This window comes from Crystallibacter degradans (assembly GCF_012952295.1).
GTDB classification, from domain to species: Bacteria; Actinomycetota; Actinomycetes; order Actinomycetales; family Micrococcaceae; genus Crystallibacter; species Crystallibacter degradans.
In genome coordinates this window covers 67,991-92,494 of the sequence record NZ_JABBCH010000009.1, presented here as the reverse complement: position 1 = coordinate 92,494, position 24,504 = coordinate 67,991, and the positions used below count along the sequence as shown (strand labels likewise).

20 protein-coding genes and 2 tRNA genes are annotated in these 24,504 nt (G+C 66.3%); 7 read left to right on the top strand and 15 right to left on the bottom strand.

Annotation, left to right across the window (positions count from 1 at the left end; translation table 11 throughout):
- Positions 1-3: 3 nt before the first annotated feature.
- From murA to leuC, 3 genes are all read right to left on the bottom strand, one after another.
- Positions 4-1,320: a UDP-N-acetylglucosamine 1-carboxyvinyltransferase gene (murA, locus tag HGO92_RS14830; protein WP_169996136.1), complete on the bottom strand. Its 1,317-nt coding sequence runs from the start codon at positions 1,318-1,320 to the stop codon at positions 4-6.
- 110 nt (positions 1,321-1,430) lie between these two features.
- Positions 1,431-2,030, bottom strand: a complete 600-nt coding sequence (gene leuD / locus HGO92_RS14825; RefSeq protein WP_169996262.1) for a 3-isopropylmalate dehydratase small subunit — start codon at positions 2,028-2,030, stop codon at positions 1,431-1,433.
- A gap of 24 nt (positions 2,031-2,054) precedes the next feature.
- Complete coding sequence (gene leuC / locus HGO92_RS14820) at positions 2,055-3,533, bottom strand: 3-isopropylmalate dehydratase large subunit (RefSeq protein ID WP_169996134.1); 1,479 nt, start codon at positions 3,531-3,533, stop codon at positions 2,055-2,057.
- A 158-nt stretch (positions 3,534-3,691) separates the two neighbouring features.
- On the opposite strand from leuC, the gene HGO92_RS14815 reads away from it, so the two are divergent.
- The gene (locus HGO92_RS14815) at positions 3,692-4,411 is read left to right on the top strand and encodes an IclR family transcriptional regulator (protein ID WP_169996132.1); all 720 of its coding nucleotides are present in this window, start codon (positions 3,692-3,694) and stop codon (positions 4,409-4,411) included.
- Positions 4,412-4,421: 10 nt separating this feature from the next.
- Here the strand turns inward: HGO92_RS14815 and HGO92_RS14810 are convergent, their stop codons facing one another.
- On the bottom strand, positions 4,422-5,426 hold the full coding sequence (locus HGO92_RS14810) for a thiamine-phosphate kinase (protein ID WP_169996131.1): 1,005 nt from the start codon (positions 5,424-5,426) through the stop codon (positions 4,422-4,424).
- A gap of 103 nt (positions 5,427-5,529) precedes the next feature.
- On the opposite strand from HGO92_RS14810, the gene HGO92_RS14805 reads away from it, so the two are divergent.
- Positions 5,530-6,057 (top strand): DUF1697 domain-containing protein, encoded by a 528-nt coding sequence (locus tag HGO92_RS14805; protein ID WP_169996129.1) that lies wholly within the window; start codon positions 5,530-5,532, stop codon positions 6,055-6,057.
- A 20-nt stretch (positions 6,058-6,077) separates the two neighbouring features.
- On the opposite strand, the gene HGO92_RS14800 is transcribed toward HGO92_RS14805, so the two are convergent.
- The 11 genes from HGO92_RS14800 to HGO92_RS14750 form a co-directional block, all read right to left on the bottom strand.
- Positions 6,078-7,727: a GTPase gene (locus HGO92_RS14800; protein ID WP_169996127.1), complete on the bottom strand. Its 1,650-nt coding sequence runs from the start codon at positions 7,725-7,727 to the stop codon at positions 6,078-6,080.
- Entirely contained in the window at positions 7,724-9,565 is a 1,842-nt protein-coding gene (locus HGO92_RS14795; protein WP_169996125.1) for a dynamin family protein, read from the bottom strand. The genes HGO92_RS14800 and HGO92_RS14795 overlap by 4 nt, the downstream gene beginning before the upstream one ends.
- A gap of 74 nt (positions 9,566-9,639) precedes the next feature.
- Positions 9,640-9,715, bottom strand: a tRNA-Glu gene (locus HGO92_RS14790).
- Between the two features lie 117 nt (positions 9,716-9,832).
- Positions 9,833-9,904: transfer RNA gene (locus HGO92_RS14785), tRNA-Gln, on the bottom strand.
- 150 nt (positions 9,905-10,054) lie between these two features.
- Positions 10,055-11,569 carry a glutamate--tRNA ligase gene (gene gltX / locus HGO92_RS14780; RefSeq protein WP_169996123.1) on the bottom strand — a complete coding sequence of 505 codons (1,515 nt, stop codon included), beginning with the start codon at positions 11,567-11,569 and terminating at the stop codon, positions 10,055-10,057.
- Between the two features lie 52 nt (positions 11,570-11,621).
- Positions 11,622-12,218 (bottom strand): hypothetical protein, encoded by a 597-nt coding sequence (locus HGO92_RS14775; protein ID WP_169996121.1) that lies wholly within the window; start codon positions 12,216-12,218, stop codon positions 11,622-11,624.
- A 12-nt stretch (positions 12,219-12,230) separates the two neighbouring features.
- Positions 12,231-13,004 (bottom strand): fumarylacetoacetate hydrolase family protein, encoded by a 774-nt coding sequence (locus tag HGO92_RS14770; RefSeq protein WP_169996120.1) that lies wholly within the window; start codon positions 13,002-13,004, stop codon positions 12,231-12,233.
- A 10-nt stretch (positions 13,005-13,014) separates the two neighbouring features.
- Positions 13,015-13,818, bottom strand: coding sequence for an MBL fold metallo-hydrolase (locus HGO92_RS14765; protein WP_169996118.1), 804 nt, complete (start codon positions 13,816-13,818; stop codon positions 13,015-13,017).
- Between the two features lie 141 nt (positions 13,819-13,959).
- On the bottom strand, positions 13,960-14,991 hold the full coding sequence (locus HGO92_RS14760; RefSeq protein WP_169996116.1) for a M14 family zinc carboxypeptidase: 1,032 nt from the start codon (positions 14,989-14,991) through the stop codon (positions 13,960-13,962).
- Positions 14,992-15,188: 197 nt separating this feature from the next.
- Entirely contained in the window at positions 15,189-16,292 is a 1,104-nt protein-coding gene (locus tag HGO92_RS14755; RefSeq protein ID WP_169996114.1) for a branched-chain amino acid aminotransferase, read from the bottom strand.
- Positions 16,293-16,346: 54 nt separating this feature from the next.
- Positions 16,347-17,414, bottom strand: coding sequence for a 3-isopropylmalate dehydrogenase (locus HGO92_RS14750; protein WP_169996112.1), 1,068 nt, complete (start codon positions 17,412-17,414; stop codon positions 16,347-16,349).
- A gap of 117 nt (positions 17,415-17,531) precedes the next feature.
- Between HGO92_RS14750 and HGO92_RS14745 the strand changes: the two genes are divergently transcribed.
- The 5 genes from HGO92_RS14745 (at position 17,532) to HGO92_RS14725 (ending at position 24,455) form a co-directional block, all read left to right on the top strand.
- Positions 17,532-18,713: a sensor histidine kinase gene (locus HGO92_RS14745; protein WP_169996110.1), complete on the top strand. Its 1,182-nt coding sequence runs from the start codon at positions 17,532-17,534 to the stop codon at positions 18,711-18,713.
- A 60-nt stretch (positions 18,714-18,773) separates the two neighbouring features.
- Complete coding sequence (locus HGO92_RS14740; protein WP_169996261.1) at positions 18,774-19,451, top strand: response regulator; 678 nt, start codon at positions 18,774-18,776, stop codon at positions 19,449-19,451.
- Between the two features lie 88 nt (positions 19,452-19,539).
- Positions 19,540-20,322, top strand: a complete 783-nt coding sequence (locus tag HGO92_RS14735; protein ID WP_169996108.1) for an ABC transporter ATP-binding protein — start codon at positions 19,540-19,542, stop codon at positions 20,320-20,322.
- A 3-nt stretch (positions 20,323-20,325) separates the two neighbouring features.
- Positions 20,326-22,848, top strand: coding sequence for an FtsX-like permease family protein (locus HGO92_RS14730; protein WP_169996106.1), 2,523 nt, complete (start codon positions 20,326-20,328; stop codon positions 22,846-22,848).
- Between the two features lie 200 nt (positions 22,849-23,048).
- Complete coding sequence (locus HGO92_RS14725) at positions 23,049-24,455, top strand: APC family permease (protein ID WP_169996104.1); 1,407 nt, start codon at positions 23,049-23,051, stop codon at positions 24,453-24,455.
- The last annotated feature ends 49 nt before the right edge of the window (positions 24,456-24,504 follow it).

Genomic DNA, 24,504 nt, shown 5'->3' with positions numbered 1-24,504 from the left:
GTTTCAGGCAATGTCGAAGTCCGCGCCGAGGTTTTCCAGTTTGGACTGGAACCGCTCGTACCCCCGGTTGATCAGCTCGATACCGGTCACACGGGACGTGCCGTTGGCTGCCAGCGCCGCAATCAGGTGGCTGAAGCCACCGCGCAGATCCGGGATGTCGATGTCCGTGCCCTGCAGCTGGGTGGGCCCCGAGATGACGGCCGAATGCAGGAAATTGCGCTGGCCGAAGCGGCACGGGATGCTGCCCAGACACTCGCGGTGCACCTGAATGCTGGCGCCCATCCGGATCAGGGCCTGAGTGAAGCCGAAGCGGTTTTCGTAGACCGTTTCGTGGACGATGGACACGCCGACTGCCTGGGTCAGGGCGACCACCAGGGGCTGCTGCCAGTCCGTCATGAAGCCCGGATGCACGTCCGTTTCGAGAACCAGCGGCGAGAGCTTCCCGCCGGTGTGGTAGAAGCGGATACCCTCGTCGTCGATATCGAAGGCGCCGCCGATTCTGCGGTAGGTGTTCAGGAACGCGGTCAGATCCGGCTGGTTCGCGCCCTCAACATAGATGTCACCCTGGGTGACTAGCGCGGCCGAAGCCCAGGATGCTGCCTCGTTGCGGTCCGGCAGCGCGCGGTGGTTGAAGCCGCTGAGATGTGGAACGCCCTCGATCCGGATGACCCGGTCCGTCTGCACCGAAATGATGGCGCCCATTTTCTGCAGGACCGCGATCAGGTCCATGATTTCCGGTTCGATCGCCGCCCCGCTGAGTTCGGTGATGCCCTCGGCGCGGGTGGCCGTCAGCAGCACCTGCTCGGTGGCGCCGACACTGGGGTAGGGCAGCGAGAGCTTGGCGCCCTTGAGTCCCTTGGGAGCGGAAATGGAGATACCGCCCTCGCGCTTCTCCACCACGGCGCCGAACTGGCGCAGCACATCCAGGTGGTAGTCGATCGGGCGGTCGCCGATCTTGCAGCCACCCAGATCAGGAATGAACGCTTCCCCGATGGCATGGATCAGCGGTCCGCAGAAAAGGATCGGGATGCGGGAGTCACCGGCATGCGCGTCGATGTCCTTCATCTGGGCCGTCTTGACCTTGGTGGGGTCCAGGGACAGGTCACCGGTGACGGGATCCTTGGTGACCTCGACGCCATGGAGGCGCAGCAGGCTCGTCACTACCTCGACGTCCTTGATCTCCGGAACGTTGCGCAGCAGCGAAGAATCGTTGCCCAGCAGGGAGGCAACCATGGCTTTTGGTACGAGGTTCTTGGCTCCCCGGACGGATACCTTTCCCTTAAGAGGGACTCCTCCGCGGATGGTCAGAACGCTTGCCATATACACCTGTTTCCTCGATCTGCAACGCCCCCAAACTTCGCGGAGGCCTCAGCTAAGCATAGAAGCTACCGTGACCATCCCGAAATAAAGTGCGATTAGCCACGCCGGAGTTATGAACGGGCGGGTAGCGTTTTCGGCTTCCAGGATGGACGGGTTGCCTCGTAGCTGGTGATCTCCTCTTCGTGCTGGAGCGTCAGCCCGATGTCGTCCAGCCCTTCGAGCAGGCGCCAGCGCGTGTAGTCATCGATCTCGAACGGTGCCGTGAGGGTTCCGCAGACCACCGTCTTCGAGTTCAGGTCCACCGTGATTTCGGTGCCCGGATGGTTCTCCAGTTCCTTCCAGATCAACTCGATGTCGTCCTGGGCAACCTGTGCGGCCAGCAGCCCCTGCTTGCCCGAGTTGCCCCGGAAGATGTCCGCGAAGCGCGACGAGAGGACCACCCTGAAGCCGTAATCCTTCAGTGCCCATACCGCGTGCTCACGGGAGGATCCGGTGCCGAAATCGGAGCCGGCCACCAGCACCGAACCACGGTTGAACGGCTCCTGGTTCAGGATGAAGTCATCCTTCTTCCGCCAGGCCGAAAACAGCGCGTCTTCGAATCCGGTACGGGTGATGCGCTTGAGGTACACGGCAGGAATGATCTGGTCCGTGTCAACATTTGACTGCCGCAGCGGAACGCCGATACCGGTGTGGGTGGTGAATTTTTCCATGGTCATTGTTTCCCCTAATCCGCGTTAAGCTGCGCTGGTTTCGCTCAGGCGGCGAGCCTGGCCCTCGTCAACAGGATCCAAGTCCGACGGCGAACTCAGGGTGCCGCGTACTGCGGTTGCCGCTGCCACCACAGGCGACACGAGGTGCGTGCGGCCGCCCTTGCCCTGGCGCCCCTCGAAGTTGCGGTTGGACGTGGAGGCGCAGCGTTCGCCCGGAGCGAGCTGGTCCGGGTTCATGCCCAGGCACATGGAGCAGCCGGCGAAGCGCCACTCGGCGCCGAAATCCTTGAAGACCTGGTCCAGGCCCTCGGCCTCGGCCTCCAGCCGGACGCGGGCAGAGCCGGGTACTACCATCATGCGGATGTTCGGGTCCTTGCTGCGGCCGCGGATGATGTCCGCCGCAATGCGCAGGTCCTCGATGCGGCTGTTGGTACAGGAGCCGAGGAAAACGGTATCTACCCGAATGTCCTTCATCGGCGTGCCGGCCTTGAGGTCCATGTAGGTCAGGGCGCGCTCTGCCGAGGCCTTTGCGTTCTCGTCCGCGAAGTCCTCGGGCGAAGGGACGGACTCGGAGAGGGAGACGCCCTGGCCCGGGTTGGTGCCCCACGTGACGAACGGTTCCAGCGTGTCCGCGTCGAGGAAGACCTCGGCGTCGAATTCGGCGTCGTCCTCGGTGCGCAGTGTCTGCCAGTACTCGACGGCGGCGTCCCAGTCCGCGCCCTCGGGTGCGTGCGGCCGGCCCTTCAGGTATTCGAAGGTGGTTTCATCCGGCGCCACCATGCCGGCGCGGGCACCCGCTTCGATGGACATGTTGCAAATGGTCATCCGCGCCTCCATCGACAGGTCCCGGATGGCCGAGCCGCGGTACTCCAGCACGTAGCCCTGTCCCCCGCCGGTGCCGATCTTGGCGATGACGGCCAGGATGATGTCTTTCGAGGTCACGCCCGGACGCAGGGTGCCCTCGACGTTGATCGCCATGGTCTTGAACGGCTTCAGCGACAGGGTCTGCGTGGCCATGACGTGCTCGACCTCGGAGGTGCCGATGCCGAAGGCCAGCGCGCCGAAGGCGCCGTGCGTGGACGTGTGCGAGTCGCCGCAGACCACGGTGAGGCCCGGCTGAGTCAGCCCCAGCTGGGGGCCGACAACGTGCACAATGCCCTGCTCGGCGTCGCCCAGCGAATGCAGCCGGACGCCGAACTCCTTGCAGTTGGCCCGCAGGGTCTCGATCTGGGTGCGACTGGTCGGATCCGCGATCGGCTTGTCAATGTCCAGCGTCGGAGTGTTGTGGTCCTCCGTGGCGATGGTCAGATCCGGGCGGCGCAGCGGGCGGCCGGCCAGGCGCAGGCCTTCGAACGCCTGCGGGGACGTGACTTCGTGAACAAGATGGAGATCGATGTAGAGCAGGTCAGGCTGCTGCGCGGCTCCTTCGCCGTCGCCCTTGCGCACCACGTGTGTATTCCACACCTTTTCAGCGAGCGTTTTGCCCGCAGTTGTACCGGCCATAGCCAGCTCCCTCCATCAGTGACAGCGCGGGCCGTTTCAACCGGTATTCGGCTGCCATCGGCGCCCGCAGAAGTATGTACTTCAACTCTCCCAGCCCGCATCGCTGCTCGCTAGTTTTTCGACTTGCATCTCAGATAATGAGACGTCAATATCAACCTATGGACAAATCAAGCGGCGTCGGAGTCATCGATAAGGCAGCCATGGTGCTGGATACGCTGGAGGCCGGGCCCACAACATTGGCCCAGCTGGTGGCCGCTACCGGGCTCGCGAGGCCTACTGTCCACCGCCTGGCGCTGGCCCTGGTCCACCACCGGCTGGTCAGCCGCGACATCCAGGGGCGGTTCGTCCTGGGCAGCCGGCTGGTCGAACTGGCTTCGGCCGCCGGCGAAGACCGCCTGATCGCGTCCGCCGGCCCCGTGCTGCTTGCCCTGCGCGATGCCACCGGCGAGAGCGCGCAGGTTTTCCGCCGGCAGGGTGAATGGCGTGTGTGCGTGGCCTCGGCGGAGCGGCCGATCGGCCTGCGCGACACCATCCCGGTAGGCACCCAGCTCTCCATGAAGGCCGGCTCGGCCGCCCAGGTCCTGCTGGCGTGGGAGGACCATGAACGCCTGCTGGAGGGGCTGAAGAACGCCCGCTTTACGCCGACGGTACTGGCAGGAGTCCGCCGCCGCGGTTGGGGCCAGAGCCTGGGTGAGCGGGAACCCGGCGTCGCGTCCGTTTCCGCGCCCGTGCGCGGGCCCTCCGGCCGGGTGATAGCCGCAGTCTCCATTTCCGGTCCGATCGAGCGGCTCAGCCGCCAGCCCGGCCGCATCCACGCAGAAGTGGTAGTCCATGCCGCACAGCAGTTGACCGACGCGCTGCGCAAGACCACCGACTGAACCGCCGGGATCAGCCCCTGAAATGATCCCAGCCGAGCACGTCCGGTACCTCGCCGTCCACGGTCACCTCGGCGGCACCGGCTGCCGCTTCGGCAACGCCCCCGATGTGCACGAACCCCTCGGGCAGCCCCGCGCCGGGTGGGAAAACCGCGAGCAGCCCGTGGTCCTCTCCCCCGCCCAGCACCCAGTGCCGCGGATCCGCGTCCAGCATGCGCGCCGCTTGTCGAAGCGGGACCTCGAAATGGTCCAGCCGCTGGTAGTCAAGGGCCAAGGCGGCGCCGCTCGCCCGGGCCAGCCGTCCGGCGTCGCGGATCAGTCCGTCGGAGATGTCCATCATGGCGTGCGCGCCGGCTTGCGCAGCCCGCGGCCCCAGTGCCAGCGGCGGCAACGGCCGTGACTGCGCGGTAGCCAGAGCCTGCAGTTCGGGCGGCATCCCGCCGTAACCCGAAGTTCCCTCAAGCAGCGCCAAGCCAGCGGCTGCCCTGCCCAACGATCCGCCGACGGCCACCAGGTCTCCCGGTCGCGCCCCGGACCGCAGGACCGGTGCCCTGCCCTGCAGATCCCCGGTAACCGCTGCCGTGACCACCAGTACGGCGCCCCGGCCCAGGTCGCCGCCCACCACGGCGCACCGCTCCGCGCCCAGTTCGTGCAGCGCCGTGCGGAGTCCGTCCGCCATGTCCTCCACCCAGCGCACCGGTGTGTCCCCGGGCAGGGTCAGGCTGATGACCAGCGACGTGGGCACGGCACCCATGGCATTGATGTCCGATACGTTCTGCGCGGCGCATTTCCACCCGACGTCGAACCCTGAAGTCCGGTAGCCGCTGGCCCATTCGAGCCGGAAGTCCTGGTCCTGGACCAGGGTGTCGATGGAGATCACGGTACGCCCGTCGGGAGCCTCGATCACCGCGGCGTCGTCCCCGGGGCCCACCGGCACATCGGCAGTACCCAGCCGCGGGAAAATCCGTTCCAGGACTGCCCGCTCGTCCAGTTGAGCCACCGTGAGATGTTCCGCCACTTCTCCGCTTCCCCGTTCCGGCCCCGGAAATTCTTGCGCGGCCTTAATTCTTGGTCCTGACTAGATCATTCACTACCGCCGCGCCAACCGGTAATCTGCCCCCATGACCACCTACGCCATCTTCCTACGCGGGATCAACGTCAGCGGCATCAACATCAAGATGGCAGATCTGAAAGCGGCCTTGGCCGAGCTGCCCCTGCAAGACGTCAGGACGCTGCTGGCCAGCGGCAACATCGTGTGCGCCAGCGAGGGTTCCGCCGACGAGGTGAAGCAACTGGTCGAGGCGAAACTGCGCGAGCGCTTCGGCTACGACGCCTGGGTCGTGGTGCTCAGCACTGAACGGCTGGACGAACTGGTGGCGGCGTGCCCTTACCCGGCGGACAACGCCGACGTCCATGCCTACGTCACCGTCACGTCGGATCCGGCCGAGCTGCAGGAACTGCACAAGGCAGCCGCTGCCGCCGACGGGGACGGCATCCTGCTGGGACCCGAAGCGATGGCCTGGACGGCAGCCAAGGGCGGCACGCTGGAGAGCCCGGTGAACAAGCTGGTGGCACACAAGAGATTCAAAAGTACGACGACGACACGCAACCTCCGTACGATGCTCAAGGTTCTGGCCGCCGCCGGCTAGCAAGAGCTGCCCTGGCCCCGCTAGCGCGTGCCGCCGCGCGCGGCCGCCAGGGCCTCCCGGAAGCTGTTGTACCGGTGGATCTCTTCCTCCACCGGGACCACCACTTTCCTCTCGGCCACTTGAGCCACCGCGGACCGCAGCCGCCGTCGTGCTTTGGCTGCCCTTGAGGCCGCTGCCACCCGGGCCACCAGCCCCGATGCCAGCCCCAGCACAATACCAAGCAGGACGCCGGCCACCAGCAGGAGCGTGGGCAGGGGGAAGCCCTCGAGCCGCGGCGCCGGAGGTACGTCGAACTGGAAGTAGCCCAGGACGGCCAGTCCCAGGAGCCAGAGCGCGCCGGTTGCCGCCGCGGCCAGGGCGATCCACTGGAGAATGCCGATCACCGGCCACCACCACGACTTCCGGTTTGAGCCCAGGTCCGTCCCGGCGATGGCCTGGTCGAGCGCATCGGGCAGCTCGGGTGCACTGGCACGGGCCGCCCTGCGGATGGAGCCGCGCCACACTTCCGGTGCCAGGCCGGCGGCCGCATCGGCAAAGGTCCTGACCGCGGAATCCGCCTGCGCCCGCTGCGCGGGGCCAGGCTCAGGCAGGGAAGACCGGTTCACTGCGGGATTGATGTCCCGGCGGTCGAGGTTGAGCCGCTTCAACGGATCGCGGCGGAGTTTGCCCAGCCACCTGGTGACCGGCCAGCCGGTGTTGGCATGCGACTGCCTGCGGTAGGACTTGCGCACCGCGTCCGCCACCACGTCCACGCTCGCCGACTGGGCCAGGTGCTCCGAGAGAGTCTGCTTGGCTTCCTTCGGCACGGCCGGCAGTGCCGGGCCGGACGAGCCGTCCGCCAGTGCGGCGGCAGAAGCGTCGATATCGGCCAGGAGACGTTCGGTGCTGGCGCGGCGCCGGTCCACCACGGTGCGGATGGCCGTGCGCAGTTCTTCGACTCCCGCGCCGGTCATCGCGGAAGCCGGATAGACCGCCACACCGTCGAGTCCGTCCTGCGCCAGAATCTGCTTCAGCGAGTCCAGCACCGGCCGGACCTCCCGCGTCGCCAGCCTGTCAATCTGGTTGAGCACCACCATGGTGACGGCTCCGTAGGAGGCAAGCGGGCGCAGGAAGCCCTGGTGCAGGGCGGCATCGGCATATTTCTGCGGGTCAAGCACCCACACGAGGACGTCTACCTGGCCGGCGAGGCGTTCCACGATCTGCCGGTGTTCGACGGCGGTGGAGTCGAAATCAGGAAGATCGAGCAGGATCAGTCCGCCGTAGCCGTCCTGGTCGGCACCATGGTGCCGGCTGTTGCCGTCGGGCGGAGCGTCCATCAGGTGCCGTTTTTTGACCTGAAGCCAATCGAGCAGCGGCTCGCTTCCGGCTGGCTTCCACACGCCTGCCAGCGGTTCGGAAGTCGTCGGGCGGCGGGCGGCAGCGGTCGCTACTTCCTGTCCGGCAACCGCGTTGAACAGCGATGACTTGCCGCTGCCCGTGGCGCCGAAGAAACCGACAACGGTGTGTTCGGCCGACAACGAGCGCCGTGTGCTGGCCCGGTTCAGCACCTCCGTGACGGGTGCCAGTGTCTCATCGGGCAGGCGTTCCTCGGCAAGTTCGCGCGCCGTATTCAAGGCCTCCAGCCGGCTGCGCAGCGGCGAGCGTTCCTTCTCTCCCCGGTGCCGGCTCATGCCGCGCCCTCCGCTCCGGTCCGTCGGGCCAGTGCGGACAGCTGTGCCGCTTGTCCGCGCAGCCCGGCGGCCAGCGCCGCGGCGTCCTCGTCATCGATCAGGGAGAGGAAACGCGTTGCTTCCTCCCGCATCAGGTTTTCCGTCCGTTCCCTCAGCCCTTCCCGCGCCTTGCGGGCGAGACGGCGGACCGCGTCCTCACCGAAAACGGCCTCCAGCAGTTTTTGCCCGACCACGGCTGTTCCGCCGGCAACGCCGATCTCGATGCCGGTCAGGCCACCGGTGGCGGCGAAGACCACAACCATCAACGCCACGCCCAGACCGTTCACCCCGAAGGAAAGCATCCTGGCGGTAAGCCTCTTGCTGGCGCCCTCCGTCTGGATCATCGCCAACAGGTCACCCTGCCAGGCGCGGATTTCGGCCGAAGCCTTGTCGCTGAAACCGTCGCTGACGGTAGACAGGTCCTTGCTTCCCAGCAGCTGCCGCCCGGCCGGATCGTTGCGCCACCGTGCATCGGCGTCCTCGGCGCCCTTGGCTGCCTCGTCCACGATCACGGCCTGCAGTCCCGATTCGATTGCGGCCTCAACGGTGACCGACGGTGCCGGCTTACCGCTGAAGAAGGCGCCGATCCGGTCCCGCAACCGGCCCACCCCGCTCTCGATCGAGCGGAAGAACTCACCCGTTCCCACGAAGTCCTGCCAGCGGGCCAGCACCTCGCCGCGCAGCAGGGTGCCGTCCTGGGTGGAGTCCAGCGTTCGCCGGGCTGCACTGTTATAGGCGTCCAGCACGTCGTCACGCAGTCTGGCCGCCGCGACGGACTGGGCGTCCAGCGCATCCGCCACCGTCGCGGTCGTGGCGGCCAGCGATGCCACCGCCCCGCTGAGGGTCCGGCGCGCGATGGCGGACCTGCCCGCGGCATCTGCGGAAATCTCCAGCAGCCAGCCGCGGATGTCCGTCACTGCAGCACGCGGCAGCATGCCCAGCTCGTCCAGGGGCGACTCGGGGACGACGAAGAGCCGCGCGTTGCCCAGTCCTTCGCGGTTCAGGAGCCCGGCGAGGTCCGCCTGGACCTCGTCCTCGACGCCGGCCGGAACGCGGTCCAGCACGACGGCGACGAGGATGTCCCGCCCGGCGGCTTCCAGCAGCAGCTTCCACGGCACAGCGTCCGCATAGCGGTTTGCAGTGGTCACGAACAGCCACAGGTCTGCCGCCGACAGCAGCTGGCCGGCCAGCTTGCGGTTATCGTCCGAAATAGAGTCAACGTCGGGTGCGTCCAGCAGGGCGATGCCGGGCGGGATCGTGGTTTCCGAGACGAGGACCAGGGAGGACATGGCCCGCGGATCCGGGTCGGCACCGGCCCGCTCCGCGGGCAGTGCACCGGCAGTCTCCACGGCTGAGGTGATGCGGTTCAGGGCGGGTAGGACGCGCTGGTCCGCAAACCATGAACGGTCACGCGGGTTGTGCAGCAGGATAGGTTGACGCGTGGTCGGTCTGATGGCACCCGTGCGGGTGACCGGGCGGCCTGTCAGCGCGTTGACCAGGGTTGATTTGCCGGCGCCGGTGGATCCGCCAACGACTGCCAGCAGTGGCGCGTCCAGGCTGCGGTAGCGCGGCAGGACATAGTCCTCCAGCTGGTCCAGCGCTGCGTGGATATCCTGGCGGGCCTGTGCGGCACCGGGCAGATGAAGCGGAAGCGTCAGCTCGCCGAGCGCATCGCGGACCGCCTCCGCCAGTGCCAACCCGTCGGAGGCATATTCCGGGCGGCTCTCTGTTGTACCTGTCACAGATCCATCATGCCAGCACTCCGTAGGCAGTCGCCGCTGACATGGGAATACTGCCATAAAGAGTTGGCGGACAGGACCGGAACGTGGACATGAAAAAACCGGCCCCGGACAAGATGTCCGGGGCCGGTTATTGGTGACCCCAGCGGGATTCGAACCCGCGTTACCGCCGTGAGAGGGCGGCGTACTAGGCCGCTATACGATGGGGCCTTGCACTTTTTTACCGGCTTCCGCCGATCGAGCTTCATGAGTATTTCACACACTTTGCCCGGCTGCCAAATTCGTTATTTGGCCGGATTTGCGCTCTAAACAGCGCAATCCTTAGCGCTGGGATACCAGGACTCGAACCTAGAATGACGGTACCAGAAACCGTTGTGTTGCCAATTACACCATATCCCAAAGGTGCTTTCGGGCGTTGCGGGAAGCTTCTTGCTTGCTTCCTCAGCGCCTCAGCACGAGTAATTACTTTACCGGAGGTCCCCCGTTTACACAAAACGGTTTGCCGGTTACCCGCTGAGGCGTCCGTCACATCGCCCGAAAGCGCCTGTTCTAGGCGTTCTGGAAAGCCTTGATGCGGGCCAGCGAGGAGTTCTTGCCGAGGATGACCATGGACTCGAACAACGGCGGGGAAATCCGGCGGCCGGAGACAGCGGTCCGGACCGGGCCGAAGGCCAGCCGCGGCTTAAGCCCGAGTTCTTCCACCAGCGCCGTACGCAGCGCAGTCTGGATATTCTCCGCGGTCCACTCCTCGATTGGCTCCAAGGCAGCCAGCGCCGCGTCCAGGACTTCGGCCAGATTTTCCGGCAGTCCCTTGCGGGCGTCATCCGCGATGTCGATTTCGTCATCCTTCTTGAACAGGAAGGCGATCATGTCCGGGGCCTCCCCCAGCAAGGTGATGCGTTCCTGGATCAGCGGGGCAGCTTCGGCCAGAACCATGTGGTCCCGCTCGGTGAGGGTCTCCCCTACAAGGGAGGCATGCTGCAGGTACGGGACCAGGCGCAGCCTGAAGTCCCCCGGTTCCAGCAGCCGCACGTGGGTTCCGTTGATGGCCTCCGCCTTCTTCAGGTCGAAGCGGGCCGGGTTGGAGAGCACATCGTGGATGTCGAAGTTCTCCACCAGTTGGTCCACCGTGAAGATGTCTTCGTCCGCCGACAGGCTCCAGCCCAGCAGCGACAGGTAGTTCAGCAGCCCCTCGCGGATGAAGCCGCGTTCACGGTGCAGGAAGAGGTTGGACTCCGGGTCCCGCTTGGACAGCTTCTTATTCCCCTGGCCCATGACATAGGGCAGGTGGCCGAACAGCGGCATGTAGCGTGCCACGCCGATGTCCACCAGCGCCCGGTACAGGGCGATCTGGCGCGGCGTGGAGGAGAGCAGATCCTCGCCGCGCAGGACATGGGTGATGCCCATCAGCGCATCGTCCACCGGGTTCACCAGTGTGTAGAGGGGTTTGCCGTTGGCCCGGACGACGACGAAGTCCGGCACGGTCCCGGCCTTGAACGTAATTTCGCCCCGGACCAGATCGTTGAAGGTCAGGTCCTCGTCCGGCATCCGCACGCGCAGCACGGGTTCGCGTCCCTCTGCCTTGAACGCGCCGATCTGTTCTTCGGTCAGGTCCCGGTCGAAGTTGTCGTAACCGAGTTTGGCGTCGCGGCCGGCCGCCTTGTGCCGGGCCTCGACCTCTTCCGGCGTCGAGTACGACTCATAGATGTGGCCGGCTTCCTTCAGCTTGGTGATGACGTCCTGGTAGATGTCAGCGCGCTGGGACTGGCGGTAGGGCTCGTGCGGACCGCCGACTTCGACGCCCTCGTCCCAGGTGATGCCGAGCCACTTCATCGCTTCCAGCAACTGCTGGTAGCTTTCCTCGCTGTCGCGCGCGGCGTCCGTGTCTTCGATCCGGAAGACCATGGTGCCGCCGGTGTGCCGGGCATAGGCCCAGTTGAAAAGGGCGGTGCGGATGAGGCCGACGTGCGGGGTTCCCGTGGGCGACGGGCAGAACCGTACCCGGACGGGTGTTTCGGCATCGACAGTGGGCAGGTCAGCGGGAAGCGCAGATGCATTAGTCATGATGGACACCAGTTTAGCCCGTGCAGGAACGCCGCCTCCGGCACACCCGACGCTAGGGCACTGCCTGCTCAAGGAGAGCGTAGATTCCGCCGCAGACCGCCGCCCCGGCCAGCGCCGAAACCACGAGACGCCCGGCCCGTCGGGGCCGCAGAGCCGTCTGGGCCCAGGCGCCGAGGGCGAGGAGCGCAGCCCCGATCAGCCCGGGCGTTCCTGCCATCAGGACCAGGATGGCCGCGGCTCCGCCATAGGTCATGCAGGCCCAGTCCGGGCCGGCTCGGTGGAAGATCAGCATCAGGGCAAAGCCGCCATAGATGGCGAAGATTACGGCGGCAAGACCCAGCGGACCGTTCAGCCACTGGATGGCACGCAGTGTCCCGTACATCAACACTCCGGTGCACACTATCAGCGGGCCTAAGCCGAGCCGCTTGATGCCCCTGCGCAGGTCCCCTCGCTTACCGAGCCATGTGACGATGGCCCATGGCACGAGGCAGAGCAGGAACGCAGCCCCGGCTCCCCACCAAGCCATCCGGCCGGGACCGTACTCGAGCACAGGGCGCAAGATCAAGACCACGGCCCAAACGACGGCGGGCGGCAGCACCGCTGCGATGGTGCGGGCCGCGGCTGGGCCGCGTGGCGCCGTCGTCGTCATCGTGCGTCCCGGCTAGCGGCGCGCGGTGTTGGACAGCCGTCCGATGCCCTCGATCTCAACCTCGTACCGCTGCCCGGCCTCGATCGTCCCGACGCCGGCCGGGGTGCCGGTCATGATGATGTCGCCCGGCAGGAGGGTGAAGGCCTGGGAGACGTAGGAGACGAGTTCCTTGACGCTCCAGATCATCTGGGCCGTGTTGCCATCCTGCTTCAGTTCGCCGTCGAGCCAGCCCTTGACCGTAAGGTCTTCGGTGTCCAGTTCGGTTTCGATCCACGGTCCGATCGGCGCCGAGCCATCGAAGCCCTTGGCGCGGGCCCACTGGTTGTCCGTGCGCTGGGCATCGCGGGCTGTCAGGTCGTTGCCGCAGGTGTAGCCGAAGATCACTTCGTCGACCCGCTCGGCGGGGACGTCCTTGCAGATGCGGCCAATCACTACGCACAGCTCCGCCTCGTAGGACACCTCTTCCGAGAATTCCGGCAGCACCATCGGCTCGTTCGGACCGATGACGGAGGTGTTGGGCTTCAGGAACATCAGCGGTGCGGCGGGGGTTTCGTTGCCCATTTCCTTGATGTGCTCGGCATAGTTGCGGCCGATGCCGACCACCTTGCTCCGCGGGATAATCGGGGCCAGCAGCCGCACGTCCTCGAGCTTGTGGCGGGCGCCGGTGAGCTGGATTCCGGAGAAGAACGGGTCACCGGCGATGACCGCGACCTCTTCATTTCCTTCGTCACCTTCGACGATGCCGAATGCAGGGTCAGAGTCAAGTACAAATCGGGCGATACGCATAGGAACTACCCTAGCGGCTCGCGTGCTGGTTTCCGGAGCGCAGATAATCCAGCTGTGCCGCGACGGATGCTTCGGCGGCCCCGCGCACGGACGGATCGACGTCGTTGTAGACATGGTCGGTGACGGCGTCGACGCCGGCTTGCTCGCCGAGCTCTTTCAGAGCTGCGCGGATCTGGTCCAGCCGCAGCTGGCGGTGCTCCGCATATTCGCGGCAGATGGCTGAGAGATCAGGCAGGAGCGGGCCATGGGCAGGCAGGACTTTCGCGGGGCCGAGCGCGGCCAGTTTCTCCAGTGATTCAAGATACGGCCCCAGCCTCCCGTCCGGGTAGGCGATGATGGTTGTCCCCCGGCCCAAGATCGTGTCGCCGGTCAGCACGGACCCGTCCGGGCCGTCCTCGGGAAGGTGGAATGACACCGAGTCCGCCGTGTGCCCGGGAGTGGCGAGAACCGAGATGCTCACGCCGGCGGCGCGGATGGTTTCGCCGTCGGTGAGCGGATCGCCGCCATGGCACTGGGCCTGGTCCAAGGCACGCACGGGCGCTCCGGTCAGCTCATGGAACCGGGCACTGGCCTCGGTGTGGTCAATGTGGTGGTGCGTAATCAGTACCAGCTCGACATTGCCGGCGGCGGCCAGTTCCTGCAGGTGCGTCTCGTCCAGCGGCCCCGGATCCACGACGACGACGCCGGGCCCGCCCGGAGCGCTGATCAGGTAGGACTGGGTCCCCTCCAGGCTCATCGGCCCCGGATTCGGCGCCAGCCGGTAGCGGGTGAGTGTGCTGCTGCGGACCAGGTTCGGATTCGATGCTGCGTTCACGTCCCTATCCTTGCATCCCGGGCACCGGAACCGGGATTTCTGACGGGATCAAGGAACGAGGAGCGACGACGACGGTGACCGGCTCTCACAAGCCGGGCACCGCCGTCGGACTCTACGATGTTGCCTACGTGCCGGCCAGGGTTACTCGCTGCGGGTGTTCTGCTCGGCGAGTGAATCCCAGAAGGAGGTGTCCGCATCGTCGATGGAGCGGTCCGAGATGGCTCGGACGGCAGCGTCGAGCGTGGTGACGGTCTGCTTGATCAGGTAGCCGTTGGACTTCTGTCCCAGTACATAGTCCTCGTAGAAGTGATCGCTCATGCCGCGCATCTCGAACAGCAGCGTAGAGATGCCGTATTCGACGGCGATGCCGTTGCGGCTGATGGTCTCGGCGGTCCCGCCGACGTACTTGCCCAAGTGGCCCCAGCCCGTGGAGTCGACGGCGTTGAAGACGACGGCGCCAAGCTTCTTCGAGCCTTCCAGCACGTCCTCATCCACGTTCTCTGTGGTCGGGTACAGGATGGAGCCGGAGACGAGCTGCCCGTCCCGTTCACTTTGGGCGCCCTGGTGGTGCAGGTCGATCATGTAGTCGATGTTGTACTTGCCCAAGACATTGTCGTGCAGGGCCTTGGTTTCCGGCTGGATCCTCGTGACATGGTCCCGGTTGATGTCCGCTTCGTTGGCGTTGTAGCGGGTCAGGTGTCGGTCTCCGGCGGCAATGTAATCGTCCAGCGGAAAGTTGACGTCCCCCATGGCACCGTCCGCGTTCAGCATCGGAACGATCAGGACATTGACCCCGTCCAGCACCCCCTTGGTCTTGCCCGTGCCCAGGTGCTTGATGAATTCCAGGGCGCCTTCCGTGGTCAGCTGCTCGTTGCCATGCTGCTGCGTGAGGAAGAGGACCGTGGGGTTCTCCGGGTTGGTGATGTACTTCGCCAGGAAGATGTCGCGGCCCTTGACAGTCTGGCCGATGACGTCCACGTCCAACTGCGGCTGTTTGGCGTCCTGCACCTTGAGCTCCGCCGCCAGTTCCTCATAGGTGTGGAGAATCGAGGTGTTGACGGTTTCGCTGCCTCCGTAGTTGGGCCCTTCGCCGGCTGCTACCGCTGCGGGTGCAGTGACGGCGGTCAGGGCGAGGGCTCCGGCTAGGGCTGCTGCGGCAAGTGGTTTTCTCATGGACGAGGTTCCTCCTGGTTCGACGTGCGGGTGATGCTTGCAAGCTATCCGTCATGGCACGGCAAAGGTAGGTTAAACGAGCAAATCAGCCCTCCGGACCCCAAACTTTCTTCCTCGGAGACGTGTACCAACGGCAAAGGGCCCCGTCCGCGCTGTGCGAACGGGGCCCTTGGAAACCTGATCCGGGCAGTCTGGGCTTAGGTCAAGCGGGTCAGCCAGCCGTGCGTGTCCTCCACGGCGCCGGTCTGGATACCGAGCAGCTGCTTGCGGATGGACATCGATACTTCACCGGCGTTGCTGCCCGGGGAGCCGATGGAGCCGTCTTTGGTCTTGAGTTCCCCGATGGGCGTGATGACCGCTGCCGTGCCGCAGGCGAAGGCTTCCGTGATGTCGCCGGAAGCAACGCCGTCGCGCCACTCATCGATGGTGATCTTGCGTTCCTGGACGTCCAGGCCGCGGTCCTTGGCCAGCTGGATGATCGAGGAGCGCGTGACGCCGTGCAGGATGTTCCCGTTCAGCTCGGGCGTGACCAGCCTGCCGTCCTTGAACACAAAGAAAATGTTCATTCCGCCGAGCTCTTCCACGGCATTGTCATTAAACGGGTCCAGGAACAGTACCTGCTTGCAGCCGTGCGCCTCGGCTTCCATCTGCGGGGCCAGTGAGGCCGCATAGTTGCCGCCGCACTTGGCTTCCCCGGTACCGCCGCGGCCTGCCCGGGCATACTGTTCGGACAGCCAGATCGACACCGGCTTCAGCTCGCCGCCGAAGTAGTTGCCGACCGGCGAGGCGATGACACGGAAGGAAACTTCCCGCGCCGGCCGCACACCGAGGAACGCCTCCGTGGCGATCATGAACGGGCGCAGGTAGAGCGCTTCGCCGTCGCCGTTGGGTACCCAGTCCTTGTCCACCTCCACCAGCTGCCGCAGGGATTCCAGGAACGTCTCCTCGGGAATCTCCGGCAGCGCCAGCCGGCGGGCGGAGCGGTTCATCCGCTTCGCGTTGGCCTCGGGGCGGAAGGTCCAGACCGAGCCGTCCGCGTGCTTGTAGGCCTTCATCCCCTCGAAAATCTCCTGGCCGTAGTGCAGCACGGCGGCGGAGGGATCCAGGGCGATGGGTCCGTAAGGCTCGATCCGCGCGCCGGACCAGCCGCCGTTGCCTTCTGCATCGACTTTGTAATCGACGACGGCCGTGTGGTCCGTGAAGTAGTTGCCGAAACCCGGGTCGGCCAGAATGGCAGCACGTTCTTCGGCGCTCTTCGGATGGTCCGAGAGCTGCTGGGTGAATTCCAGCGTTTGGGTCATGGTTCCTCCACGGTCTTTGGGCACGCCGTTGTGATTCGAGTTAAGGGCTATTAACTAGCCTACTGCCAAAAGTGAGGCAATCGCATCGCCGATCTCCGACGTCGTACGCGGTTCGGTGCCGCGGCCGGCGATGTCCTTCTCCACCGCATCCTGCACCCGGGCGGCCGCAGCGTCCAAACCAAGATGCTCCAGCATCAGCGCCACGGACAGAATGGCGGCGGTCGGATCTGCCTTCTGCTGTCCGGCAATATCCGGGGCTGAGCCGTGGACCGGTTCGAACATGGACGGTGCGGTGCGGTCCATGTTGATGTTGCCCGACGCGGCGAGCCCGATGCCGCCGGTGATGGCGGCGGCCAGGTCGGTGATGATGTCGCCGAAGAGGTTGTCCGTGACGATGACGTCGAAGCGTGCCGGGTCGGTGACCATGAAGATGGTGGCCGCATCAATGTGCAGGTAGTCGACGGCGACATCGGGGAACTCGCGTCCCACTGCCTCGACCTGGCGGCGCCACAGGTGGCCGGCATGGACGAGCACATTGTGCTTGTGGACCAGCGTCAGCTTCTTGCGGCGGGCCGATGCGCGGCGGAAGGCGTCACGGACCACGCGCTCCACGCCGTGGGCGGTGTTGACCGAGACTTCGGTGGCGATCTCGTGCGGCGTGCCCACGCGCAGGGCGCCGCCATTGCCGACGTACGGGCCTTCGGTGCCTTCACGCACGACGACGAAATCCACCTCGCCGGGGTTGGCCAGCGGGCTGGGCACGCCGGGGAAGAGCTTGGACGGGCGCAGGTTGACGAAGTGGTCCAGGCTGAAGCGCAGCTTGAGCAGCATCTCGCGTTCGATGATGCCGGAGGGAATGCGGGTGTCCCCCGGGGCGGCACCGACGGCGCCGAACAGAATGGCGTCGTGGCTGCGCAGCTTGTCCAGCGTGTCCTCGGGCAGGGTCTCCCCCGTGGCCAGCCAGTGCTCGGCACCGAGCTTGTACTCCGTCAGCTCAAAGGTGGCGTCTTCGTTGGCGGTCGCCGCCTTGAGAACCTTGACTCCTTCGGCCACCACCTCCGGACCGATTCCGTCTCCGGGGATGATTGCCAGTGAAAATGCCTGTGACTCTGCTGCGTTCATGCGTCCAGTCTAGGGAACGATCCCACATCTTGAGCAAGCCATCTCACTTTGTGAACACTGTAAATCAGACCTGGGCATGACGCGGGCAGCCCCGGCCGCGGCATAGAGTTTTGAATCATGCGCGTGCACCACAGGATCTACAACTGGTTCCAGGAGAATCCCGGCAAAGTAGACCTCATCATTATGCTGTCGGCCTTCGCCGTCTCCGCCCTGCCCTATGTTGCCGCCGCGGACCTGCCGGCCTTTGCCCTCTCGGCCCTGCTGATCATCCCGCTGGCATGGCGGCGCACGTATCCGTGGCAGTCCGGCGCGGCGATGGCCGTGGCGGCACTGCTCAATGTTGCTTTCCTATCCGTGCCCGTCCCCGCGCAGGCCCTGGTGCTGGTCATGGTGTTTTCGCTGGCCGCCTATGCCCCGCGCTGGGCCAGCCTCGGCGGTCTGGTGCTGGCCCTGCTGGGCGGCGCCATGTTCGTTGTCCGCTTCTCGTTCATTCCCAACGGCCCTGCCGGCCGCATCTCCGCCTTCCTGATGACGCTGGTGGCGATCGACGCCGTGGTGCTGGTTTCCTGGACCTTGGGCGACCTGATGCGCAACCGCCGGCTGACCGTGCAGGCGCTGCAGGACCGGGCGCACCGGCTGGAGATCGAGCGGCAGCAGGAACGTGATCTGGCCGCCGCCGACGAGCGGAGCCACATCGCCCGCGAGATGCATGACATCGTGGCACACTCGCTCTCGGTCATCATCACCCAGGCCGACGGCGCCCGGTATGCGAGCGCGCAGGACCCGGCGGTGGCGACCGAGACCCTGGGCACCATCGCGGAAACCGGCCGCGCCTCGCTGCGTGACATGCGCCGGCTGCTTGGCGTGCTGCGCGGGGATGAGGTCGCTTCCGTCCGCCCGCTCCCCACGCTGGCGGACGTGGAGACGCTGGTGGACACGGTCCGCCGCTCCGGCCTGGAAGTTGCGCTGGAGCGGGCGGGCGCGCCGCGGCGTGCGATGCCAAGCGGAGCGGAACTCACCGGCTACCGCGTGGTGCAGGAGGGCCTGACCAATGTCCTCAAGCATGCCGGGCCGAACGCCTCGGCACAGGTGCTGCTTGAATGGACTGGCCGCGGCCTGCAGATCCGGATTGACGACGACGGCCGCGGCGCCGGCGCGGATCCTGCCACCGCGGGCAGCGGGCAGGGCATCACCGGCATGGCCGAACGCCTGTCGCTCTACGATGGGACGGTGGAAGCCGCCCCGAAGCCCGGCGGCGGATTCCGCGTCCACGCATTCATTCCCTACACGGAGGCCTAAAGAGTGAGCTTTCCAGCTGCCGAAGCCGAAACCAGCCGCGCCAGCCAGGCACCGATCCGCGTGGCCTTGGTCGATGACCAGCAGCTGGTCCGCGGCGGCTTCAAAATGCTGATCAATTCCCAGCCTGACCTTGAAGTGGTGGCAGAAGCCGGCGACGGACAGGAAGCGGTGAACGCACTCGCGGTGGTTCGTGCCGACGTCGTTCTGATGGATGTCCGGATGCCGGGCATGGACGGCATCGAAGCAACCGGCAAACTGCTGGCGCGGGCCGCCCGGCCCGGTGGACGGGAGGGGCAGGACCTGAAGGTCGTGGTGCTCACCACCTTCGATCTGGATGAGTACGCACTTTCGGCCATCCAGGCCGGGGCCAGCGGCTTCCTGCTCAAGGACGCGCCGCCGGAGGAACTCCTCGAAGCCATCCGGACGGTGTACCGGGGCGACGCCGTGATCGCGCCGTCCACCACCCGCCGGCTGCTGGACCACGTTGCCCCGCTGCTGCGCGCGCCGAGTCCGGAGGTCGGCCGCCACGCCGCCGCGGTGGACACGCTTACGGCCCGCGAGCGCGAGGTGTTCACGCTGATCGCCCAGGGGCTTTCCAACCCGGAGATCGCTACCACCCTGTTCCTCTCCGAGGCCACGGTGAAGACGCACGTGGGGCACATCCTGGCCAAGCTCAACGCCCGGGACCGGGTGCAGGCCGTGGTCATCGCCTACGAAACAGGGATTGTCAGCCCCTGACTTCTCCACCCTGGGTATGAGACGGCGCGGCAGAACACCAGACCGGAGGCCGATCCGCCCGGGCATCCTGGGTTCGTAGCGTTGGAGTATGACAACCAGCACTGAGCAATCACTCGCCTCCGGGGCCTCGAACGGCTCCGGGAAATCCACCGCCGCAGCAGCCACGCAGGCCCTTAACAAGACGTACGGCACGGGAGATACCCGCGTCCACGCGCTGAAGAATGTTGATGTGGCGTTCCAGAGCGGCAAGTTCACGGCCATCATGGGCCCCTCCGGTTCCGGCAAATCAACGCTGATGCACTGCCTGGCCGGCCTGGACACCGCCGATTCGGGAAAGATCTGGATCGGCGGCACCGAGATCACCGCCCTGAACGACAACCAGCTGACCAAACTGCGCCGCGAGCGCGTCGGCTTCGTCTTCCAGGCCTTCAACCTGGTCTCCACCCTGACGGCCGAACAGAACATCACGCTGCCGATCGCACTGGCGGGCGGCACCGTGGACAAGGAATGGTTCCGGTACGTGACCTCCACCCTGGGCCTGGCCGACCGGCTCACGCACCGTCCGCACGAGCTCTCCGGCGGCCAGCAGCAGCGCGTGGCCGTAGCCCGGGCGTTGCTCACCCGGCCCGATGTCATCTTCGGCGACGAGCCCACCGGAAACCTCGATTCCAAGGTCGGCGCCGAAGTGCTCTCCCTGCTGCGCCGCTCCGCTACCGAGATGGGCCAGAGCATCATCATGGTCACCCACGATCCCGTCGCCGCCTCGTACGCCGACCGCGTGGTCCTGATGAACGACGGCGCGCTGGTAGGCGAGCTCGAGCGCCCGGGCACCGAGCAGATCCTGGCCGCGCTGGCAAAGCTGGGGGCCTGAGCCGTGCTGCAGGTAGCTCTCGCACAGGTGAAGCAGCATGCGCGGCGGTTCATCGCCGTGGCACTGGCCGTGGTGATGGCCGTCGGCTTCCTCACCGCCACCCTGATGGTCAACGCCTCCACCGAGGCCTCGCTGGGCAACAGCGTTGGCGCCGGTTTCCGCAACGCGGACCTGGTGGTCAGCTCCGGCCTGGACAAGCCGCTGGATGAACGGGCCGCCGAGGCTGTGGCGGACGCTGACGGCGTCGCCGAGGTTTACGTCCAGCAGCAGACCCACGTCGCCTTCGGCGCGGCAGGTGAGGCCAGCTACGGTGCGCTGCAGAACACCGCGCCGTCGGCCGGTCTGGACCACCTGGAACTGATCGAAGGTACCCTGCCGGGCAGTGCCGAAGTGGCGGTGGACGATGCCACGGCCGAGCGCCTCGCTCTGACCGTTGGCAGCCAGCTCGAATTCGCCCCGGGCGCCGGCATGGCGGCTGCGGAGGACGTAGCCGCCAGCGGCATTCCGGCCACGGTCTCCGCCATCGTGAAGGCGTCCAAGGACCCGCTCATGATGGGCCAGCCGCAGTTCTTCGGCACAAGCGGACTCATCGCCGCGCTCGCCGGCGAGCAAGCTCCGGTCCAGGTGCGCAGCATCCAGCTGGATCTGGCCGCCGGCACCGACACCGCCACGGCGAAGGACGCCGTCGCCGCTGCCCTGGCCGCCGCCGGATTCGCGGAACCGACTGTCAACACCGCGGCCGAGCAGACCAAGGAAGTCGTGGCCAGCTTCACCGGGGGCACGGACCAGCTGACCATTGTGCTGCTGGCGTTCGCCCTGGTGGCGGTCCTGGTGTCCGCCCTGGTGGTAGCCAACACCTTCTCTGTGCTGATCGCCCAGCGCACGCGGGAGCTGGCGCTGCTGCGCTGTATCGGTGCCGATCGCGGGCAGATCCGCCGCTCGGTGCTGGTAGAGGCGCTGCTGGTGGGCGTTGTGGCCTCCGTCATCGGCGTGCTCGGAGCCGTGGGTTTGATGGCCGGCATCATTGCCGTGCTGCAGGGCCGTCCGGACACCGAATTCGCTGCCCTGGCCGTACCGCCGCTGGCTGTCGCCGTAGGCCTGGTCACCGGAGTGGTCATGACGGTCCTCGCTGCCCTCGCCCCGGCCCGCGCCGCCACCGCGGTTGCCCCGCTGGCGGCCCTGCGCCCGGCCGAGGATGTCCGCGTGGGCAACCGGAAAGGCAAGGTAAGGCTCGGTTTCGGCATCGCGCTTGTGGTGGGCGGCGCCGTCGTACTTGGCTTGGGCGCGCTCAATGCCAACCTGCTCATCGCCCTGCCCGGCGGCGCCATGTCCTTCATCGGCCTGCTGCTGTGCGCCACGCTCTTTGTGCCGCCGCTGGTCACCGCAATCGGTGCCCTGGCCAGGCCGCTGGGCGTGCCCGGCAAGCTGGCCGCCGTCAACGCGGTCCGCAATCCCGGCCGCACTTCCGCCACGGCCACCGCCCTGCTCATCGGCGTGACGCTGGTGGTCATGATGATGACCGGCGCGCAGACCGCACGCACGGCGTTCGAATCCGAGCTCAGCGCGCAGTACCCGGTGGACATCAGCATCGGCAACCTCGCGGAAGACGGCGGCCAGCTCGATGAGGCAGCCGTGCAAACCGCCCTGACGTACGACGGCGTTGCTGCCGCCGGCTTAATCACCACCGGCGGCTACGCCACGCTGAACGGCCAGCGGACGGGGGTCTACCAGCTGACACCGGCACAGCGGGAGCTGCTGCAGGACCACTCCCTGACGCTGGACGCCGATACCGTGCTGCTGGCCGAAGGCTCGGGCCTGGACACACTCACCGTCACCGGCAGCAGCGGTTCCAAGGAGCTCCGGGTGGTGGAGGTGAGCAGTTTTTCCTTCCCGCCGCTGATGTCCTCCGCCGTGGCCGAAGAGATCGGTGTGCCCGCGCCCGCTGCCGCCGACAGCGAGGAGTACTATTCGTCCCTGCCGCAGCTGTGGCTGTCCGTGGACCGGGATCTCGACGCCACGGCGCTGATGGAACTGCGCAGCGAACTGGCCGCCGGGCTGAACGTGCAGGACTACCAGACCTCCGGGGCGGCCATTGAGCGGGCAGCATTCAACCAAATCATCGACGTGCTGCTGCTGGTGGTCACCGGGCTGCTGGCCGTGGCGGTGCTGATCGCGCTGGTGGGCGTGGCGAACACGCTCTCGCTCTCGGTGCTGGAACGGACCCAGGAGTCTTCGCTGCTGCGGGCACTGGGCCTGACCCGCAACCAGCTGCGCGGCATGCTGGCCCTTGAGGCCGTCCTGATCGCCGGCGTGGCTGCCCTGATCGGGTCCGGGCTGGGCATTTTGTACGGCTGGCTCGGCGCGCAGTCCGCGCTAGGCACGTTCACCGCGGTTGTGCCGGACGTGCCCTGGCTGCAGCTGGGCGCCGTGCTGGCAGTGGCCGTGGTTGCCGGCCTGCTGGCCTCCGTGATGCCGGCCCGCCGCGCGGCACGGCTCTCCCCCGTCGAGGGGCTGGCAACGGTCTGACTTCTCCGGAACCACCAGGACTGTCGGCGGCGTTTCCGCAAGGAATACGCCGCCGGCAGTCCCTTTCCTGCCGTCAGCCGGAAGGAATTCAGGCTCCGGCAAACCCGTCACCGCTGACCCCGAGACATGGCCGGGGCTGCGTGCTACGTTGACTGTGAAGTCTCTGACCGTAGGCACCACGCTTGGACGGGAGTTCAACGATGAGCAGCACCACCGAAACCCAAGAGCAACCGGAACTCAAACGGGCCATAGGTCCCAAGCTCCTGCTGCTGTTCATAGTCGGGGACATCCTCGGCACCGGCGTGTATGCGCTCACCGGGCGCATTGCGGGCGAGGTGGGAGGCGCCGCCTGGGCACCTATCCTGCTGGCCTTCATCGTGGCCACCATCACCGCTTTTTCCTATCTGGAACTCGTCACCAAATACCCGCAGGCCGCCGGCGCCGCGCTCTACACGCACAAGGCCTTCGGCATCCATTTCCTGACCTTCCTGGTCACCTTTGCGGTGCTCAGTTCCGGCATCACTTCCGCTTCCACCGCGTCCAAGTTCCTGGCCGAGAACTTTATCGTGGGGTTCAACCTTGACTGGGACCAGGGCGGCGTCACCTGGGTCGCGGTGATCTTCATGGTCGTGCTGGCGCTGATCAACCTCCGCGGCGTCGCCGAGAGCATCAAGTTCAATGTGGTCCTGACCCTGGTTGAGTTCACCGGCCTGATGATCGTGATCTTCATCGGGTTCTGGGCCATGTCCCAGGGCAACGTGGACTTCAGCCGGGTGCTGATCTTCGAAACGCCCGCGGACAAGGGCGCCTTCCTCTCCATCACGGCGGCAACCTCGCTTGCCTTCTTCTCGATGGTGGGTTTCGAGGACTCGGTCAACATGGCGGAGGAAACCAAGGATCCGGTCAAGATTTTCCCCAAGGTCATGCTGACGGGCCTGGGCATCACCGTGCTGATCTACATCCTGGTATCCATCGCCGCGGTGGCGATTGTCCCTATCGGCGTCCTGTCCGAAAGCACCACGCCGCTGCTCGAAGTGGTGCAGACCGGGGCGCCGGGACTGCCGGTGGATGTCATCTATCCGTTCCTGTCCATGTTCGCAGTGGCCAATACCGCGCTGATCAATATGCTGATGGCCAGCCGCCTGCTTTATGGCATGGCCAAACAGGACGTGCTGCCCCGCTCGCTCGGCAAAGTGTTGCCGAACCGCCGCTCGCCGTGGGCCTCCATCATCTTCACCACGCTGATCGCCGTCGGGCTGATCATCACGGTCACCAACTTCATGGGCACCGACACGGTCAGCGCGCTGGGCGGCACCACGGCCCTGCTGCTGCTGTGCGTGTTCACCGTGGTGAACGTCGCCGTCCTTGTCCTGCGCCGCCGGCCGATCGCCCGGAAACACTTCCGCGCACCGAAGTTCCTCCCGTACCTGGGCGTTCTTACCTGCGGATTCCTGGTCGGGCCGTGGGCGCAGGATCCCGTCGAATACCAGATCGCCGGCGTGATGATCGGCGTGGGCATCGTGCTGTGGCTGCTGACATGGCTGTGGAACCGGGGTGTGCGGGCGAAGAAGACCCGCATCAGGCATCCCGAGGACCTGGCCGGCTGAGGCCTTTCGCCACCGGATCCACCACAATCCGATCAGGATCTGCAAAAAT

Coding starts and splice junctions, on each gene's coding strand:
- HGO92_RS14755 (WP_169996114.1), bottom strand. CDS start 16,292: ATGACCCAAACGCTGGAATTCACCCAGCAGCTCTCGGACCATCCGAAG.
- HGO92_RS14750 (WP_169996112.1), bottom strand. CDS start 17,414: ATGAACGCAGCAGAGTCACAGGCATTTTCACTGGCAATCATCCCCGGA.
- HGO92_RS14760 (WP_169996116.1), bottom strand. CDS start 14,991: ATGAGAAAACCACTTGCCGCAGCAGCCCTAGCCGGAGCCCTCGCCCTG.
- HGO92_RS14725 (WP_169996104.1), top strand. CDS start 23,049: ATGAGCAGCACCACCGAAACCCAAGAGCAACCGGAACTCAAACGGGCC.
- murA (WP_169996136.1), bottom strand. CDS start 1,320: ATGGCAAGCGTTCTGACCATCCGCGGAGGAGTCCCTCTTAAGGGAAAG.
- HGO92_RS14770 (WP_169996120.1), bottom strand. CDS start 13,004: ATGCGTATCGCCCGATTTGTACTTGACTCTGACCCTGCATTCGGCATC.
- gltX (WP_169996123.1), bottom strand. CDS start 11,569: ATGACTAATGCATCTGCGCTTCCCGCTGACCTGCCCACTGTCGATGCC.
- leuD (WP_169996262.1), bottom strand. CDS start 2,030: ATGGAAAAATTCACCACCCACACCGGTATCGGCGTTCCGCTGCGGCAG.
- HGO92_RS14805 (WP_169996129.1), top strand. CDS start 5,530: ATGACCACCTACGCCATCTTCCTACGCGGGATCAACGTCAGCGGCATC.
- HGO92_RS14735 (WP_169996108.1), top strand. CDS start 19,540: ATGACAACCAGCACTGAGCAATCACTCGCCTCCGGGGCCTCGAACGGC.
- HGO92_RS14775 (WP_169996121.1), bottom strand. CDS start 12,218: ATGACGACGACGGCGCCACGCGGCCCAGCCGCGGCCCGCACCATCGCA.
- HGO92_RS14745 (WP_169996110.1), top strand. CDS start 17,532: ATGCGCGTGCACCACAGGATCTACAACTGGTTCCAGGAGAATCCCGGC.
- HGO92_RS14800 (WP_169996127.1), bottom strand. CDS start 7,727: ATGAGCCGGCACCGGGGAGAGAAGGAACGCTCGCCGCTGCGCAGCCGG.
- leuC (WP_169996134.1), bottom strand. CDS start 3,533: ATGGCCGGTACAACTGCGGGCAAAACGCTCGCTGAAAAGGTGTGGAAT.
- HGO92_RS14795 (WP_169996125.1), bottom strand. CDS start 9,565: ATGGCAGTATTCCCATGTCAGCGGCGACTGCCTACGGAGTGCTGGCAT.
- HGO92_RS14815 (WP_169996132.1), top strand. CDS start 3,692: ATGGACAAATCAAGCGGCGTCGGAGTCATCGATAAGGCAGCCATGGTG.